We start from the raw sequence: 15309 nt of genomic DNA, 5'->3' as shown, positions 1-15309 counted from the left end.
AGTCAGCGATGAAATTTTTCAGTCATAAGGAATTTGATAATCACGAGCACATTGCTTTTTTCTCTGATGAAGAAAGTGGGCTTAAAGCGATAGTGGCGATTCATAACACCACACTGGGGCCAGCAATGGGAGGCTGTCGTATGTTTCCCTATGCCAGTGATGAAGAAGCCCTGACCGATGTCCTGAGGCTTTCAAAAGGCATGACCTATAAATCGGCGCTGGCCGGCCTGCATCTTGGTGGGGGTAAATCAGTCATTATCGGTGATCCGCGCAAGGATAAGACCCCGGAGCTACTGCATGCCTTTGGGCGCAGCCTTGAGCAGCTGGGTGGCCATTATATTACTGCCGAAGACTCTGGTACCTCCATTGAGGATATTCGCGAAGTAGGCACCCGGACTGCACATGTAGCGGGTGTCAGAGACCGAATCGGGTTTGATGGTCAGCCAGGAAACGGGGATCCTTCACCGGCTACAGCCTGGGGTGTCTATACCGGCATTCTGTCAGCGGTCAGACATAAAATGAATCGTAGCGATCTCGATGGAATTAGAGTAACGGTTCAGGGACTGGGCAATGTCGGCTACCGGCTGGCCAGTCACCTGACAGATGCCGGGGCCAGTGTTTATGTCAGTGATATTCACCGGGATATTCTGGACCGGGCAATTGATGAGCTTGGTGTGACTGCCGTAGCGCCGGATGACTTGTTTGCCACTGAAATGGATGTGTTCGCCCCCTGTGCCATGGGCGCGGTGATTAATGACGAAACCATTCCCCGGCTTCACACGTCAATTGTTGCCGGCTCGGCCAATAACCAGCTTAAAAGTGAAAGGCATGCAACAGCCCTGATGCAGCGGGGTATTCTTTATGCGCCGGACTATGTCATCAATGCCGGAGGCATTATTGATGTCAGCCATGAGCGGGAGCAGTATGAGTCCGGTCGGGTCAGAGAGCATATCGAGGGTATTGGCGAAACCCTGTCGGAAATATTTGAGCGCTCGGAGCGCGACGGTATTCCTACTGTACAGGAAGCAAACCGGCTGGCAGAAGAACGGTTGAATCAGGATATGGTTGCCTGATGATCAGCGCCGGCCAGTGTGGCCGGCTTATTTAATATCGGAAAAATAAAACCTCAGATCATCAGCGGTTTTGCCTGTCGGGCAATTTCCAGCGCCAGCTCTTCCTGGTGCAGTGTCCGGCAGTCAATCGTGATATCGGCATATTTGCGGTAGAGCCTTCCCCGCTCCTCAAACAGATCGTCCAGCGTTTGATGTTCGGCACGGGCAATACCACGGGTGTCGAAATTGTGAATCCGCTGACGAATCTGTTCGAAATCCACATCCAGAAACACGATCACAGAGTCCTGTGCCAGATGCGTCATTGCCGCATCACTGTACACCGCAGACCCGCCGGTCGCGATGATGTGATGGTGCATATTGACCTTGAGAATTTCCTTTTCTTCTATATCGCGCAGCGCCAGGTATCCCTGTGAGTCCAGAATCTCCTGCAGTGAATGCTGCTGGTTTATCTGAATCAAAATATCGGTATCAAGAAAACCGCGGGCCATATTTTTGGCAAGGATAATGCCGATTGTGCTTTTTCCGGCACCGGGCATTCCTATCAGGGTGATATTGCTCTTCATCTTGTTATGTACCTTTGACTGCCAGCGGCCGGATTATACCCCACCGATTCTTTTGATTCTCTGCCTGTGCATTTTCAGAGCCTGAAACAGGTGAAAAATAGTTCCCGCCGGAAACTTGTTTCAGAAGCTCATAGACAGGAGGGTGCGTTCAAATAAACGACGTAACCTATATATTCTGTGGCTGTCAGTAATACGGGGCTGGTTGGCAATTATTTTGCATTGTAAAGCGTATGCCGCCCGGTGTTTTGTTGTTTCAACAGCTGATCGCTCCGGGTTTCAGTAGTCAGTATTCATTTTGCCTGTATTGGTGCGGTGACGGTCTGCTTCTCATGTGGACGGGCAGTGCCTTGGGCTTTCAGGTCCCGGAGAGAGTGATTGCAGTATGATCAAGGAAAGATGGCCGGTCTTGTCGTTTGAAAATCTGGGCGTTGTTGCGAGCAATGACCCGGAAAAACGCATTCTGGATGATTTCTCCCTGGTACTGAAATCCGGTGAAGTGCATGCCTTGATTGGTGACTCAGGTAGTGGCAAATCGGTTGCTGCTCTCTGTGCACTTCGATTGCTGCCGGAAGGGCTGAAAATCAATGCAGGAAAGATTTTTGTTAATCATCCCGGTGAAGGAAAAGTTAACCTTTTTGATCTGCCTGAAAACACGCTGAGTGCTATTCGGGGCAAGCGGGTGGCCATGATCTTCCAGGATGCCCATCTGGCATTGAATCCGGTGCAAACCATTGGTCGTCAAATTACTGATGCACTGCAGTTACATGCCGGGAAAAAAAAGAGTGAGTGCCGGGAACCGGTTTTGGAGCTGCTGCAGGAAGTAGGCATGCCGCAGCCGGAACAGCGAATTGACTGGTATCCTCACCAACTCTCTAGTGGTCAGCTACAAAAGGCCCAGATTGCCATGGCACTGGCCTGTGAAAGTGAAGTGCTGATTGCCGATGAGCCTGCTTCTTCCATGGATAACATCAATCGTCAAAAGGTCCTGAAACTGATTCGCCAGTTGGCACGCTATCGCCAGCTAGCCGTGTTGCTGATTACCCGTGACTTGGGGGTTGTCCGGCAGACAGCTGATCGAGTGACTGTGTTGCAGCAGGGAAAGGTCATAGAGCAAACCCTGTGTGAAACCTTCTTCCGCTATGCGCAGCATGAGTACAGTCAGCAGCTGATCAGCAGAACTTCAAACCCTGTTGAAGACCAGCAATGGCTGGAAGAAATAACTAATGATGATGCCGCTGTTGCGCCGTTACTCAAGGTTAGCGAGCTGGATGTCAACTTTCCCCTGCGTCGTCGTTTTTTTCAGTGGCGGCGCGAATATGCCAAAGCCGTTCGCAACATCAGCTTTAATATTCATCGGGGGGAAGCGCTGGCGCTGATAGGGCAGTCCGGTTGTGGCAAGTCAACGATTGGCAGGGCCATTCTGAAGCTGGAGAACCTGGCGCATGGTGAAGTCTATTTAGACGGCAGGCGTATAGACAATCTGTCGCGGCGAAAGATGAGGCCACTGCGTGCGAAGATTCAGATGATATTTCAGACATCCGGAGCTGCAATGAACCCGCGGATGAAGGTCGGGAATATCATTGAAGAGGGAATGATCAGCCTTGGAACAGAGCGTTCACCTCAGAAACGTCTTGAACGAATAGAATACTTATTGAGCCGTGCCGGATTGGAACCGGAATGTCGTCACTACTACCCCCATGAACTATCGGAAGGGGAACGGCAAAGAGTGGCCATTATTCGTGCACTGGCAGTAGAACCGGAGCTGGTGATTTGTGATGAACCCACCAGAGCACTGGATACACATGCGAGGGCGCAGATTCTGGAATTGCTGACAGAGCTGCAGCAAAGCAACGACACATCCTACCTGTTTATTACCCATGATCTGGCGGCTATTCCACAATTGGCTCACCGGGTAGCGGTAGTGAAAAATGGTCATATTATTGAGCAGGGGCCGGCTCAAACAATATTGCAGCATCCCCAGCAAGGTTATACCCGGCGATTACTTGCTGCAGTACCCAGGGCAGATGTACCGGCTGATGTGATTCACACCAGCCGGTACGGGTTTTAGCACGGTCTGTTGGGGTTAAGACTGTCCCAGTTCTTCCGCCCGCAGTTCCCGTTTCAGCACCTTGCCGACCGGTGAGGTGGGCAGGGAGTCACGGAATTCAATCAGGCGCGGTACCTTGTAGCCAGTAAGGTGCTTGCGCAGGTACTTCATGATCTCTTCTTCAGTCATATCTTCCCGATTGCGCACAATAAACAGCTTGATCGCTTCACCGGTTTTATTGCTGGGAATACCGATCGCTGCACACTGATGTACGCCCGGATGATGAGCCAGCACATCTTCCAGCTCATTGGGATACACATTAAAGCCGGATACGACGATCATATCTTTCTTGCGATCGACAATACGGATAAAGCCCTCATCGCTGATCTGGGCAACATCCCCGGTTCTGAGCCAGCCGTCCTGATCCAGAATATCAGCGGTGGCTTCCGGACGTTTCCAGTAGCCTTTCATCACCTGCGGGCCTTTTACGCAAAGTTCGCCAACAGCTTCCGGTCCGGAAACAACATTGCCTTCTTCATCAACCAGTCGTACTTCTGTAGCCGGCAGAGGCAGACCGACAGTACCCAGATGAACATCTTCCGGACGGTTGGCACTGATAATGGGTGATGTTTCGGTCATGCCAAAACCTTCACAGATCTTGCAACCGGTCACTTGCTGCCAGTCGTTGGCAACACTGCGCTGAAGTGCCATACCGCCAGAGAAGGTGACTTTCATATTACTGAAATCCAGCTCTTTAAAGCGCGGATGTCGCAGCAATCCGGCGAACAGGGTATTGAGGCCGACAAACAGTGAGAAACGGGTCTTGCTGATATCCCGAATAAAAGACGACATATCACGTGGATTGGTAATCAGCAGGTTATGGAAACCCAGCAGCATGCTGACCATACAGTTCACAGTAAAGGAATAGATATGGTACAGCGGCAGAGGAGCCACCATGGTTTCCTGACCGGGTGTCAGATGCTCGGTCATCACCGTGGTCTGCAGCATATTGGCAATGATATTGCGATGGGTCAGCATGGCACCCTTGGCAACGCCGGTGGTGCCGCCGGTGTATTGCAGCAGGGCTATATCGTCCGGTTTGGCCTGATGATCCTTGCACATCAGATCAGCACCTTCTTTCATAACCCGGGTCAAGGGCACGGATCCGGGCAGGTTGAACTCCGGCACCATCTTCTTCACATGCTTGACGATATTGTTAACCAGGAAGCGCTTGACCATCGGCAGCATATCGCCGACTTCAGTGACAATGACATGACGAACGCTGGTTCTGGGCAGAACATCCTGAGCCACATTGGCCATATTGGCCAAGACAATCATGGCTTTTGCACCGCTGTCGTTAATCTGGTGTTCCAGTTCGCGGGCGGTATAAAGCGGATTGGTATTGACCACGACCAGTCCGGCACGCAGGGCACCCAGTACCACGATCGGATACTGAAGCAGGTTGGGCATCTGGATAATAATACGATCGCCCGGAACCAGGTCGGTCTTATTTTGAATCCATGCAGCAAAGCGGGCACTGAGGTGAGATACATCAGCAAAGCTGAGGGTGTGCCCCAGGTTGGTGAAAGCCGGGTTGCTGGCGTAATTGGTGAACGATTCATTCATGACATCCAGAATGGTGTCGTATTGTTCCAGTCCTCTGGTAATCATGGATGCAGATTGTTCGTCGTTCTGCTGTCGGGTTTGCATGCTGGAAATAACTCTCGGAAACCGGTGTTTGTTATAAGGCGCTCACATATCGGGCTGCCAGTAAAAATATAGCCATAATCAGGGCGAAACTTTCACAGCTACAGAGGTGAACCGGGCGCCTGTCTGGAGGGAAATAACCCCGAATGGTAGTGATCCTGCAGCAAAAGCTGATTGATATTTATCAATTGTGCAGGCACTTTACTTCGTGACTAGGGATAGATTAACAAAAATTACAGAATAAGCGATGAGGGAGTGGTTTCTGATGCCACTCCCGGTATCTGTCATCGGGTACAGCTCAGAATGACAAACTTGGTATTCTGGGTTAGCACCTTGCAGTTACCGAACAACTTTTTCAGTTTGACATGGTAGCCAAGGTGGCGGTTACCGATAACTCTGAACTCCCCGCCGGGCTTGAGTACCTTGTGTGCCTCACGAAACATCCCCACAGCAATATGATCACCAACCGTATTGCTCTGATGGAACGGCGGGTTACACAGAACACAGTCAGCACTGGCAGGTTCAAACCCTTTCAGGCCATCATTAACCCTGAAAGTAGCCCGTTCAGGTTCATTGGTATTCAGCGCCCAGCCTTCCTGAGCTGATGCAACAGCCATATAGGATTCATCGACAAAAGTGATATGAGCATCATTCTGCCGGGCGGCAGCTATACCGATCACACCATTGCCACATCCGAGGTCAATGATATTGCCGGATAATCCTTGCGGCAGGTGCTGCATAAAAAAGCGGCCGCCGATATCGAGACTGTCACGGGAGAAAACATTGGCATGGTTGACCAGTGTGATACCGGTTGAATCAGCCAGCCACTTTTTTGGGTAAGAGCTGACCGGTATTTTTTTTTCTAAATCCGGTGTAGCAAACAGCAACCGGGCTTTTTTCTTTGCCCGTGAAAGCGTAGCCGGGCCAATGATCTGATCCATCTGCTCCAGCGCTGAATGAGGCAGGTGCTTGACCATAGCAGCCACGATCACACGACTGTTTTCATGCAGATAAGGCTTTATTTGTAGTAACTGTTCCCGAAACCATGACTGGTTTTTGGGTAGCTTGATAATAACAATATCCCATAGCCCTGAAGGTGTTCCGGTTGAAGGGATAAAGTTAATGGCCGTGGCAGGGATATCATTCTGGCGGGCATTATGACTGACGGCCTGCTCGGACATAAATGAGTCACTGTAATGCGCTGGGGTATAGCTGCTCAGTCCAAGGCTGAGGGCACCGAATGCGTCATTACAAACCAGAACTTTCGTGTCTGGAGACAGGTTTTCCTGGTGCAGGAATTCCAACAGATATTCATCAGCTGCATCCCAGGCCTGCAGAGTCTCTTTGCGACGGACAGGGAGGCGATCCAGCTTCAGCGATCCAAAAGGTGTAGTAAAAACGGACATAACTGTAAATCAGTGCATTCTATCAGAAGCAGCATATCCAGTTGTATTTGGTTCGTGTAGTCTCCATAAACAATATAACAGGCATGATGTCACTGTTCTGAAATCAGCACTCTTGCTGCACAGCCGGAACAGCAACAGGTAAAACCAAAATGAAATACGATTACGACTTTTTTGTAGTAGGCGCCGGCTCCGGCGGTGTCCGGGCCAGCCGTATTGCTGCCAGTCTGGGTGCCAGAGTTGGTGTGGCGGAGGAGCGCTACCTGGGGGGAACCTGCGTCAATGTTGGTTGTGTACCCAAGAAGCTGTTTGTTTACGGCTCTCACTTCCATGAAGATTTTCAGGATGCCCGAGGCTTTGGCTGGACTGTAGAGGGTGCAAGTTTTGACTGGCCGACACTGCGCGATAACAAAACCAAAGAAATTGAACGACTGAACGGTATCTATCGCAATATGCTGGGTAATGCCGGTGTCGATATTGTTGAAGGTCATGCCGAGCTGACAGGCCCGAATACGGTAAAAGTCGGCGATCGTGAAATTACTGCCGAGCACATTTTGCTGGCACCGGGTGGCTGGCCGTTTGTGCCGGAATTCCCGGGCAGTGAACATGTTATTACTTCGAATGAAGTGTTCTATCTGGAGCAGTTCCCGAAGCGGGCACTGGTCGTTGGTGGTGGATATATCGCGGTTGAGTTTGCCGGCATCCTGAGTGGGCTGGGTGCAGAAACTGTACAGGCTTATCGTGGTGAATTGTTCCTGCGCGGATTTGATGAAGCTGTGCGCCTGACCCTGAAAGAAGAGATGCTGAAGAAAGGTGTTGATCTTCGCTTCAATACCAATGTCGCCAGCATTGACAAAAAAGACGACGGTTCTCTGGATGTTACCTTTGAAGATGGTTCAACCCTGAATACTGATGTTGTGCTCTATGCCACGGGTCGCCGCCCTAAAATTGACAACCTGGGACTGGACAAAGCAGGCGTTGAAGTCAATGCAAAAGGCGCGGTTGTTGTTGATGATCACTTCCGGACTTCAGTACCCAGCATTTATGCGGTTGGTGATGTGATTGACCGGGTACAGCTGACCCCGGTTGCGCTGGCGGAAGGTATGGCGCTGGCCAAGTACCTGTTTGGCAATGAACCGCTGAATGTTGATTATGACCATATTCCGTCTGCCGTTTTCAGCCAGCCGTCTATCGCCACTGTCGGCCTGACAGAGGAGCAGGCAAGAGAACGGTATGCAGACATTGATGTATATACCAGCCGCTTCCGTCATATGAAGCACACGCTCAGTGGCCGGGATGAAAAAACCTTTATGAAGCTGCTGGTGGATAAGGCAACCGATAAGGTACTGGGCTGTCATATGGTCGGTGCTGATGCGGGAGAAATTGTTCAGGGACTGGCGGTTGCGCTGAAGGCAGGAGCAACCAAGGCAATATTTGATTCCACTATCGGAATTCATCCTACGGCTGCAGAAGAGTTCGTTACTATGCGAACCCCGGACTGATAAAACGTATTTCTGACCCATAACCCCGGACTTATTCCGGGGTTTTTTATTTGCGGCAGGAGCATTCACCTTTCTGTCTCACGGCCGATGCATACAGAGGTAAAACCTCTCAGGTGCAGATATGCAGGTTTCGGCAACAGTATCCCGGGTTGTAAAGGTTTTCAGCTATAGCGTAAACACCAAGGCCAGAGCCTTCGGGCGGAAAATAGAGCAGGCAGAAACTACGCCCCGCTTCAAAATGTTGCGCCCGGCATTGAAGGCCTTTAAAAACCTGAGTCAGTGGGTTATCAGTCATACCAATAATATTAATCCGGCTCTGGGTTCTGCCCGGATGACACATCCTGTCGACACGGTTCTTTCAGGTGACCCGATCCGCTTTCCCGTCAAATTAAAAAGAGAAATGATTCATGGGCTGCATGACCCCACCCGAGGTCAGAGTTTTGGTGAAGATCATATCTCCAAAACATTTGAGTCTGATGTTTTCCGCCAGGATGTCAGGCTTTATGTTCAGCCCAGAGGGGCGGAGCCTAAAAAAGTATTCGACTCCATGGAGTTCAGCAAATGCTTGGAAGGACAGTGTAATAATGATGAAAAGCTGGAGCAGGCAAAAGATACCCTTTCTGCTTTTGCCGGCCGCAAGCCGGAACTGGTCCGAACCCTGTCGGCCATAGCTAATCAAAGCTCCCAGTCTGACCCTTTGTGGGCCTTAACCCAGCTGACCAATGAGCAAATGGGAGATCAGGGGCAGATTATTTATGGAGGTAACGACTTTGTGAGTTATGACATTACCCGTAAACCTGATGGCAACTATGTGTTCGAACAGAATTGTGGCATTCAGACATTGTTATATCAGTCTCATACTGGGGATACCTTTCCGGTTCGCCTGAAGGGGGCTGCAGCACATATTCGGGTTAAGTATCTGATCAGTGCGGAGGGCAAGATACTTCGGGCTGAGCCGGATATTCACGTCAAGTGGCCGGGTTTCGGTCCGGCGCTGGCGGCAGGGAGAGCCTCAATGAGAACCGCTCAGATAGTCTAGTCTATCCAATACTCCGAACGTATTCAGAGTGGTGTTGAACCCCTCTGTACGATTCAGGTCAAAAGCAGGCAATAACCAACCATAAGCCAAAAATGTTTCGCTTCCAGCCTTTAGTGAGTGTGCGAAGCATGTTCTGGCGATAAGTCCGCTCAAAAAAGGAATCATCTCCAATGAATGCTGTAGTAGTGGCAGTTATTGTCATGCTTGGGCTTAGTTTGTGCCGGATTAATGTCATTATTGCGCTGATTGTTGCTGCACTGGTTGGCGGTGTTACCGGTGGAATGGGCATTCAGGCAACCATTGCGGCTTTTGAAAGTGGTGCGTTTGGCGGCGGTAAAGTTGCGCTGAACTATGCCATGCTGGGAGCGCTGGCCGTGGCGATAGCCCGCTCTGGATTACCTGGAGTCATTACCCGTCGATTAGTAGGAGTGGTTAATATCAATCGAGCTTCCGGCTCCGGCAGTACCATGCTCAAGTGGTGGTTGGTCGGCGGCATTTTGATAATGAGCTGCCTGTCCCAGAACCTGATCCCGATTCATATCGCTTTTATACCTGTCCTGATACCGCCGCTATTAAGTGTGATGGCTGAACTGGGACTGGATCGCCGTCTGGTCGCCTGTACTATCACCTTTGGGATTGTGGCGGCCTATATGCTGGTGCCCATCGGTTTTGGCGGTATCTTTCTGAATGATGTGCTGGCAGTTCAGTTGTGGCAGAACGGACTGGATATCAGTGATATCAGCCTGCCACAGGCAATGTTGCTACCTACCGCCGGTATGGTTGCCGGGCTGATGATTGCTATCTGTTTCAGCTACCGCGGTAAAAGGCACTATGAAGTTGATAAAATTCATGCGGTTGAACAGGATGACCTGACCTCGGTTGCCAGCAGCAAAGCCATCTGGATTGCGGTTACAGCTATTGTTCTGGCCTTTGTAATTCAACTGGGTACAGGGTCACTGGTGATGGGGGCTTTGGCAGGGTTTCTGTTGTTTATGCTGGGGGGCGTGATAAAGCCTCGTGAGTCTGATTCGGTCTTTAATCAGGGCATGGCAATGATGGCAATGGTTGGCTTTATTATGATCACTGCCTCAGGCTTCTCTGAAGTACTGAAACAGACTGGCCATATCACTTCGCTGGTGGAAACGTCGGTCAGTCTGATGGGCGGTAATCAGGCGTTGGCAGCACTGGTGATGTTGCTGGTAGGACTGCTGGTCACGATGGGGATTGGCTCAGCCTTTTCAACTGTTCCAATTCTCAGTGCGATTTATGTGCCTTTGGCAACGGCGATGGACTTTTCAACCATGGCTATTGTTGCTTTGGTAGGAACGGCGGGTGTACTTGGTGATGCAGGCTCTCCTGCATCGGATTCCACACTGGGGCCCACTGTTGGTTTGAATGTTGATGGACAGCACAACCATATCTGGGATTCCGTAGTACCCAGCTTTCTGCACTATAACCTGCCATTAATTGCATTCGGCTGGCTTGCTGCCATGGTGTTGTAGAAGCAAGGTTTTCAGCAGATAAAAAAACGGGCGCTTATCGAGCGCCCGTTTTTTTATCTGTCTCTGGAGTTTACGCCGCGTTGGCAGTAATCAATGACAGAGTACCTTCGGTTGCATTATTTGCAGCCTGAGTCATTTCCTGTGCGCGCGTGTCCATATCAGCCAGCAATACGGCCAGCTTGTTCTGCTCCTGCTTGTCTGTTTCCGGTGAATGCTGTGCTATTTGCTGCCTGTGTCGTTTAACCGCATCCATCATTCGACGGGTACGTTCATCAATCTCGGGCTCCGGCTCTGGTTGAGGCTGTTGAACCTGAGGCTTTATTTCAGCAATGGTAGCTTCCGGCTTGGCTGCAGGTTGCTTGTCCAGCATGGAGAGCGAACTTGCTGCGCCGGAGTTACCCGCCAGCACTGCATCGGCAGCAGCCTGAATGGCAGCCAGCTGACTGCTGATATCACTGTCCAGATTAATTTCCGGCAACTCAACCCGAGCACTGCTGGTTGAGCCCTGAGATTTAGCCGCAGCCTCTGCAGCTACAGCTGTCGCCTGAGCCGGGACACTTTTCTCCTGCTGAGGCTGTTGAACCGGTCTGGCTTGAGAGACAGCAGCAGGTTTGGTGCCGGCAACAGGAGAAGCGACAGGTTTACTGACTGCAGCTGTAGCTTCCGGCTGCTGAGCTTTCTTGATGACCTGCCCTTTCGGAGCCGTGTCCTGATTCTCATCATCAGTCTTGGGAGAAGACAGATTTGTTGGCGGCGGCAAGTCATCAACAGTTGCATCTTCAGACTGAATCTGAGCCAACAGGAAGGCTACTTCCTTATCCGCTGCGCTCTTGCGCTTGCGAACCTTTTTCTTGGGGCGAATCACAACCGTACTGGTTTTGTGTCCCCGCAGGCTGATAGCACCCAGCCGCTCAATAGCTTCTTCTTCAAGCTCCAGCAGTTCCTGCCGGTCTTCTGCACGGTCCCACTCTTCTACATCGAAGGCATCTTCACCATGGGTGCGAATAGCCCGGTAAAGCGGGAAGTCCAGCCCCTGTTCAGTCGCGGCCTGAATTTTGGCCCACTGACATTCGAGGTCGTTACGGGTCGAACCGACATAAACCTGGCCGGTAACCTTGTTGGTTATGGTAAAGATAATCAAGGCTGCACCTTAACTTTCTGCGAACGGGCGAAGGATACTACATCGTCATGGTCGTTCAGCTTCCGGGTGCCGGCGTGGTTTCTGAAACAGCAAACCACAGCAAGGCAAACAGTTGACTCAGGAGGGAGTGAACTGTGGAAAAAAACTGGCATGACGACGAAAGCCGGCCATTATACTGATCCGTAAGGCGGAAAACAGGCTGCCTTCGTCCGTAATTGACGAAAATGGTTAACTTCCATGATTGTGTCCCTAGTTTAGCGCTGTCCCGAACAGTTGAAGCTGAAATCTTTAACGTCATGTAACGTGTATGAAGGAGGGGAAGATGGAAATTATTGCCCACAACCTGACAAATCTGTTCCTGCAGCTGGGTATGCCAGCGAGTGAGAAGGCAATTGCCGATTTCGTGAATACCCATCATCTGCCTTCTGGTCAGCGACTACAGGAAGCATTGTGGTGGTCGTCGGCGCAGGCAAAGTTTCTGGAGGATGCGTGGAAAGAGGATGCTGACTGGGCGCCAGTAATCGAGGAATTGAACAGTATGCTGCACTGATACCTGCAAGGTATCAGTGCACGGCAATAACTCTATTGAGGAATTGAGGGTGCGATCAAGCGCACGTTAGTTGGTGCGGGCCACTGCAAACCGAGTTAATTCGAGCAAAGCATCCTTATATGGAGACTCTTCCAGACGATTCAGATAACCGGCAGCCATTTCAGCGTGATAGCGGGCTTTGGCTGTGGTGTAATCCAGCGCGCCACTTTCCCGAACGGCTTCGATCACTGCTTCAAAATGTTCCCGGCCACCTTGCTGAATGGCCTGACGGACCAGAGTTTTCTGTTCTTCAGTACCGCACTTCATGGCCTGAATCAGAGGCAGGGTCGGTTTGCCCTCCTCCAGATCATCGCCTACATTTTTTCCCAGTTCTTCACTGTTTCCGGTGTAGTCCAGCGCATCATCAACCAGCTGAAATGCCAGCCCGAGATGATTGCCATACTGGCGCATGTCCTCAGTCAGTTCGCTGGATACATCACTCAACAGAGCTGCGGTTTGGGATGAAGCTTCAAACAGCATCGCCGTTTTGCTGCGGATTACCTCCATGTAGCACTCTTCAGTAATGCTGGCATCCCGGATATTCATCAATTGCTGGACTTCACCCTCTGCAATAACGCAGGTGGCATGGGCAAGTACTTCCATGACAGGCATATCACCGATGGAGACCATCATCTGAAATGCACGGGAATGAAGGAAATCACCTACCAGTACACTGGGAGCATTGCCCCATTTGGCATTGGCAGTAGAGCGGCCGCGGCGAAGGTCCGAGGTATCAACAACATCATCGTGCAGCAATGTTGCGGTATGCAGAAATTCAATTGAAGCAGCAAGGTGGATATGTTTATTGCCCTGATAACCGCATGCCCGGGCGGCCAGAAGCACCAGCAACGGACGCAGCCGCTTGCCTCCACTTTGCACAATGTAGTGGCTGATGGTCTGAACAAGCCCGACATCAGATGCAAGGCGCTCTTTTATATAGTCATTAACAGCGGAAAAATCCCCGGCAACCGGGTCAAACAGTGCTTGAACGCTTGCGCGTGCGGGCATGAAGGTCTCCAGACCATGAGCGTTATTGTCTCGCCGCATCGTAGGGGGCGGTGCTGTAGGTGTCAAGCATACAAGCATGCTTATCAGGTATTGCCTGATTGTAACGATTTAACCCGGCAGAAGCAGACGCGGATACATCTGTTTGTTAAGCGGGAGGCAGTTTGGAATAAAGAAGCATCACATTGGCACATTAAGAATAATTATTTAATCAAATAAATCAGAACAGTTTTTATTTCAAAAGCACAAAAGAAAAATGGAGAAAGTATTTCTACTACATTGCAAGCAGCGAGACTTGAAAGTTAGTGAACTAGACTTTCGTCCATATTTACTTCCGAAAATAAAGACAGGGCCTGCCTGACATGAGCATGAGGAAATTACTTGCTCTGATTTTGATCTTGATTGGCTTCAATAATAGTAGCTATGCCGTTGTACAGCTCAAGCCAAAGCAGCGTTGGAATGCTACTCACAAAGTGTTCTGGCCACCAAAAACAACGCTGCCTGGAGCAGAGGAGTATGCGACTTTAAGTCGAGGCTCAACAACGGACAGAAATTACTGCTGGACGAAGGCGGACTTTGAGCAGCAGCAGCAGTTTACAGGTGCGGCACAAGCTGTATCGAAAGCAAGGTGCAAGTTTCATAGCTCGATGCTGCAATGGCTGTTTCCATCACTTGCTCATAATACCGCGTTTTTCGAGGCATCAATGATGTCCAGGAAGGCTGCAAAAAAAAGGTCAACCTGTATTTTCGGGATCGAGGATGACACCCTGATTCGAAGTTTTTCTTATGATTCAGGTGATTATATTGCGCTGTCACCCCATAAAACAGCAGGCTTATTTTCACCTTTCCAGGTTGAGTGGGCACCTGACCCTGAAAAAAAGGAGTGTGGCTCTGTTGTGTTTCTGGTAATGGGTTCCAGGCCCGTTTCAGAAAGCACACCGTTACCAGATTGTTTGAAAGAGTATGCGCTGGTAGAGCATCACAGAACGGCTCAGGGTTATGGTTCCAGAATACTGAAACAACTGGATGATTGTGAAAACAAGCCAGTACTGATGACATTGCCGACTGATTCGGCAGAACCAATGGTCATTAGAATGGATAGCTTGAATGTCCGTCTGATGGTTATTCGAAAAGTAGAAATAATTGACAAGGATAAAAGAGCATCAGCCAGGGCAAGGTGTATCATCACCAGCATTGATATCAGGAGAAAAACCAAAACAGGAATAAAAAGCCTGCAGCGTTCGGAAAGCAGCCTGCTTGAACCATGGATTTTGCGGCATGCAAGCTTTTCATGTGAATTTAAACTTGATGCGCTTCCTGCGGCATCGACCCATAGGATTGCTGTAGTTGAAGGGGATAAAGACGTACCCCTCTACCTCTCTGTTGGCTGGGTTAATCCCAGCCTTGCCACCATGGAATCTCAGTTATATGAGCAAAAAAGATCCGGTGGATCATCTGCGTCTCTGACGTCTGATTTTGAATTTACATCTGCATCAGCATCAGTCATTGCTTTCATTTTAACATTCAAGCCAGCCGTACCCACTGCTACAGAAGACAGCTTTGTACACATAGCAACTTTTGGGCTGACAACGAGCGGAAGCGAAGGGGGAGAAGTCGCCGGAGCGTGCGATTACAAAACTAAAGTTACTATGTGCTCTGTTGATGAACACCAGATGACAAGTCTCGGTCAATTCCAACAGCAATTGCACCAGCGAACACCATCGGGCAGTAGACTTTC

12 protein-coding genes are annotated in these 15309 nt (G+C 50.3%); 6 read left to right on the top strand and 6 right to left on the bottom strand.

What is annotated here, in order from left to right; genetic code table 11:
• Window positions 1-8 precede the first annotated feature (8 nt).
• Window positions 9-1073: a Leu/Phe/Val dehydrogenase gene (locus ACYZZ0_RS05185; RefSeq protein WP_461535527.1), complete on the top strand. Its 1065-nt coding sequence runs from the start codon at window positions 9-11 to the stop codon at window positions 1071-1073.
• 53 nt (window positions 1074-1126) lie between these two features.
• Here the strand turns inward: ACYZZ0_RS05185 and ACYZZ0_RS05180 are convergent, their stop codons facing one another.
• A complete protein-coding gene (locus tag ACYZZ0_RS05180; protein ID WP_461535526.1) occupies window positions 1127-1636 on the bottom strand; it encodes a shikimate kinase in 510 nt (169 codons plus the stop codon).
• Window positions 1637-2018: 382 nt separating this feature from the next.
• On the opposite strand from ACYZZ0_RS05180, the gene ACYZZ0_RS05175 reads away from it, so the two are divergent.
• On the top strand, window positions 2019-3704 hold the full coding sequence (locus tag ACYZZ0_RS05175) for an ATP-binding cassette domain-containing protein (RefSeq protein WP_461535525.1): 1686 nt from the start codon (window positions 2019-2021) through the stop codon (window positions 3702-3704).
• 15 nt (window positions 3705-3719) lie between these two features.
• On the opposite strand, the gene ACYZZ0_RS05170 is transcribed toward ACYZZ0_RS05175, so the two are convergent.
• Entirely contained in the window at window positions 3720-5393 is a 1674-nt protein-coding gene (locus ACYZZ0_RS05170) for an AMP-binding protein (protein ID WP_461535524.1), read from the bottom strand.
• Window positions 5394-5674: 281 nt separating this feature from the next.
• Entirely contained in the window at window positions 5675-6796 is a 1122-nt protein-coding gene (locus tag ACYZZ0_RS05165) for a methyltransferase (protein ID WP_461535523.1), read from the bottom strand.
• A gap of 149 nt (window positions 6797-6945) precedes the next feature.
• Here ACYZZ0_RS05165 and gorA point away from each other — a divergent pair, with 149 nt between their 5' ends.
• The 3 genes from gorA to ACYZZ0_RS05150 all read left to right on the top strand — a co-directional run bounded on the left by gorA (window position 6946) and on the right by ACYZZ0_RS05150 (window position 10836).
• Window positions 6946-8295, top strand: a complete 1350-nt coding sequence (gene gorA / locus ACYZZ0_RS05160; protein WP_461535522.1) for a glutathione-disulfide reductase — start codon at window positions 6946-6948, stop codon at window positions 8293-8295.
• A 121-nt stretch (window positions 8296-8416) separates the two neighbouring features.
• Window positions 8417-9334, top strand: coding sequence for a hypothetical protein (locus tag ACYZZ0_RS05155; protein ID WP_461535521.1), 918 nt, complete (start codon window positions 8417-8419; stop codon window positions 9332-9334).
• A 170-nt stretch (window positions 9335-9504) separates the two neighbouring features.
• On the top strand, window positions 9505-10836 hold the full coding sequence (locus ACYZZ0_RS05150; protein ID WP_461535520.1) for a Na+/H+ antiporter family protein: 1332 nt from the start codon (window positions 9505-9507) through the stop codon (window positions 10834-10836).
• Between the two features lie 70 nt (window positions 10837-10906).
• Here ACYZZ0_RS05150 and ACYZZ0_RS05145 read toward each other — a convergent pair whose 3' ends face one another.
• On the bottom strand, window positions 10907-11977 hold the full coding sequence (locus ACYZZ0_RS05145) for a GIY-YIG nuclease family protein (RefSeq protein ID WP_461535519.1): 1071 nt from the start codon (window positions 11975-11977) through the stop codon (window positions 10907-10909).
• 322 nt (window positions 11978-12299) lie between these two features.
• On the opposite strand from ACYZZ0_RS05145, the gene ACYZZ0_RS05140 reads away from it, so the two are divergent.
• Window positions 12300-12527 carry a DUF2789 family protein gene (locus ACYZZ0_RS05140; RefSeq protein ID WP_461535518.1) on the top strand — a complete coding sequence of 76 codons (228 nt, stop codon included), beginning with the start codon at window positions 12300-12302 and terminating at the stop codon, window positions 12525-12527.
• A 66-nt stretch (window positions 12528-12593) separates the two neighbouring features.
• On the opposite strand, the gene ACYZZ0_RS05135 is transcribed toward ACYZZ0_RS05140, so the two are convergent.
• Together ACYZZ0_RS05135 and ACYZZ0_RS05130 are read right to left on the bottom strand one after the other, a co-directional pair.
• Window positions 12594-13574 carry a polyprenyl synthetase family protein gene (locus ACYZZ0_RS05135; RefSeq protein ID WP_461535517.1) on the bottom strand — a complete coding sequence of 327 codons (981 nt, stop codon included), beginning with the start codon at window positions 13572-13574 and terminating at the stop codon, window positions 12594-12596.
• 591 nt (window positions 13575-14165) lie between these two features.
• On the bottom strand, window positions 14166-14630 hold the full coding sequence (locus ACYZZ0_RS05130) for a hypothetical protein (RefSeq protein WP_461535516.1): 465 nt from the start codon (window positions 14628-14630) through the stop codon (window positions 14166-14168).
• Window positions 14631-15309 lie beyond the last annotated feature (679 nt).

Origin of the sequence: Spongorhabdus nitratireducens, from assembly GCA_947387575.1 — a bacterium.
In the GTDB taxonomy this organism is placed as follows: domain Bacteria; phylum Pseudomonadota; class Gammaproteobacteria; order Pseudomonadales; family Endozoicomonadaceae; genus CANDOC01.
The sequence above is the reverse complement of the archived record's forward strand: the minus strand, read 5'-3'. Positions and strand labels throughout refer to the sequence as shown.

Coding starts and splice junctions, on each gene's coding strand:
- ACYZZ0_RS05185 (WP_461535527.1), top strand. CDS start 9: ATGAAATTTTTCAGTCATAAGGAATTTGATAATCACGAGCACATTGCT.
- ACYZZ0_RS05180 (WP_461535526.1), bottom strand. CDS start 1,636: ATGAAGAGCAATATCACCCTGATAGGAATGCCCGGTGCCGGAAAAAGC.
- ACYZZ0_RS05175 (WP_461535525.1), top strand. CDS start 2,019: ATGATCAAGGAAAGATGGCCGGTCTTGTCGTTTGAAAATCTGGGCGTT.
- ACYZZ0_RS05170 (WP_461535524.1), bottom strand. CDS start 5,393: ATGCAAACCCGACAGCAGAACGACGAACAATCTGCATCCATGATTACC.
- ACYZZ0_RS05165 (WP_461535523.1), bottom strand. CDS start 6,796: ATGTCCGTTTTTACTACACCTTTTGGATCGCTGAAGCTGGATCGCCTC.
- gorA (WP_461535522.1), top strand. CDS start 6,946: ATGAAATACGATTACGACTTTTTTGTAGTAGGCGCCGGCTCCGGCGGT.
- ACYZZ0_RS05155 (WP_461535521.1), top strand. CDS start 8,417: ATGCAGGTTTCGGCAACAGTATCCCGGGTTGTAAAGGTTTTCAGCTAT.
- ACYZZ0_RS05150 (WP_461535520.1), top strand. CDS start 9,505: ATGAATGCTGTAGTAGTGGCAGTTATTGTCATGCTTGGGCTTAGTTTG.
- ACYZZ0_RS05140 (WP_461535518.1), top strand. CDS start 12,300: ATGGAAATTATTGCCCACAACCTGACAAATCTGTTCCTGCAGCTGGGT.
- ACYZZ0_RS05135 (WP_461535517.1), bottom strand. CDS start 13,574: ATGCCCGCACGCGCAAGCGTTCAAGCACTGTTTGACCCGGTTGCCGGG.
- ACYZZ0_RS05130 (WP_461535516.1), bottom strand. CDS start 14,630: ATGTCATCAGTACTGGCTTGTTTTCACAATCATCCAGTTGTTTCAGTA.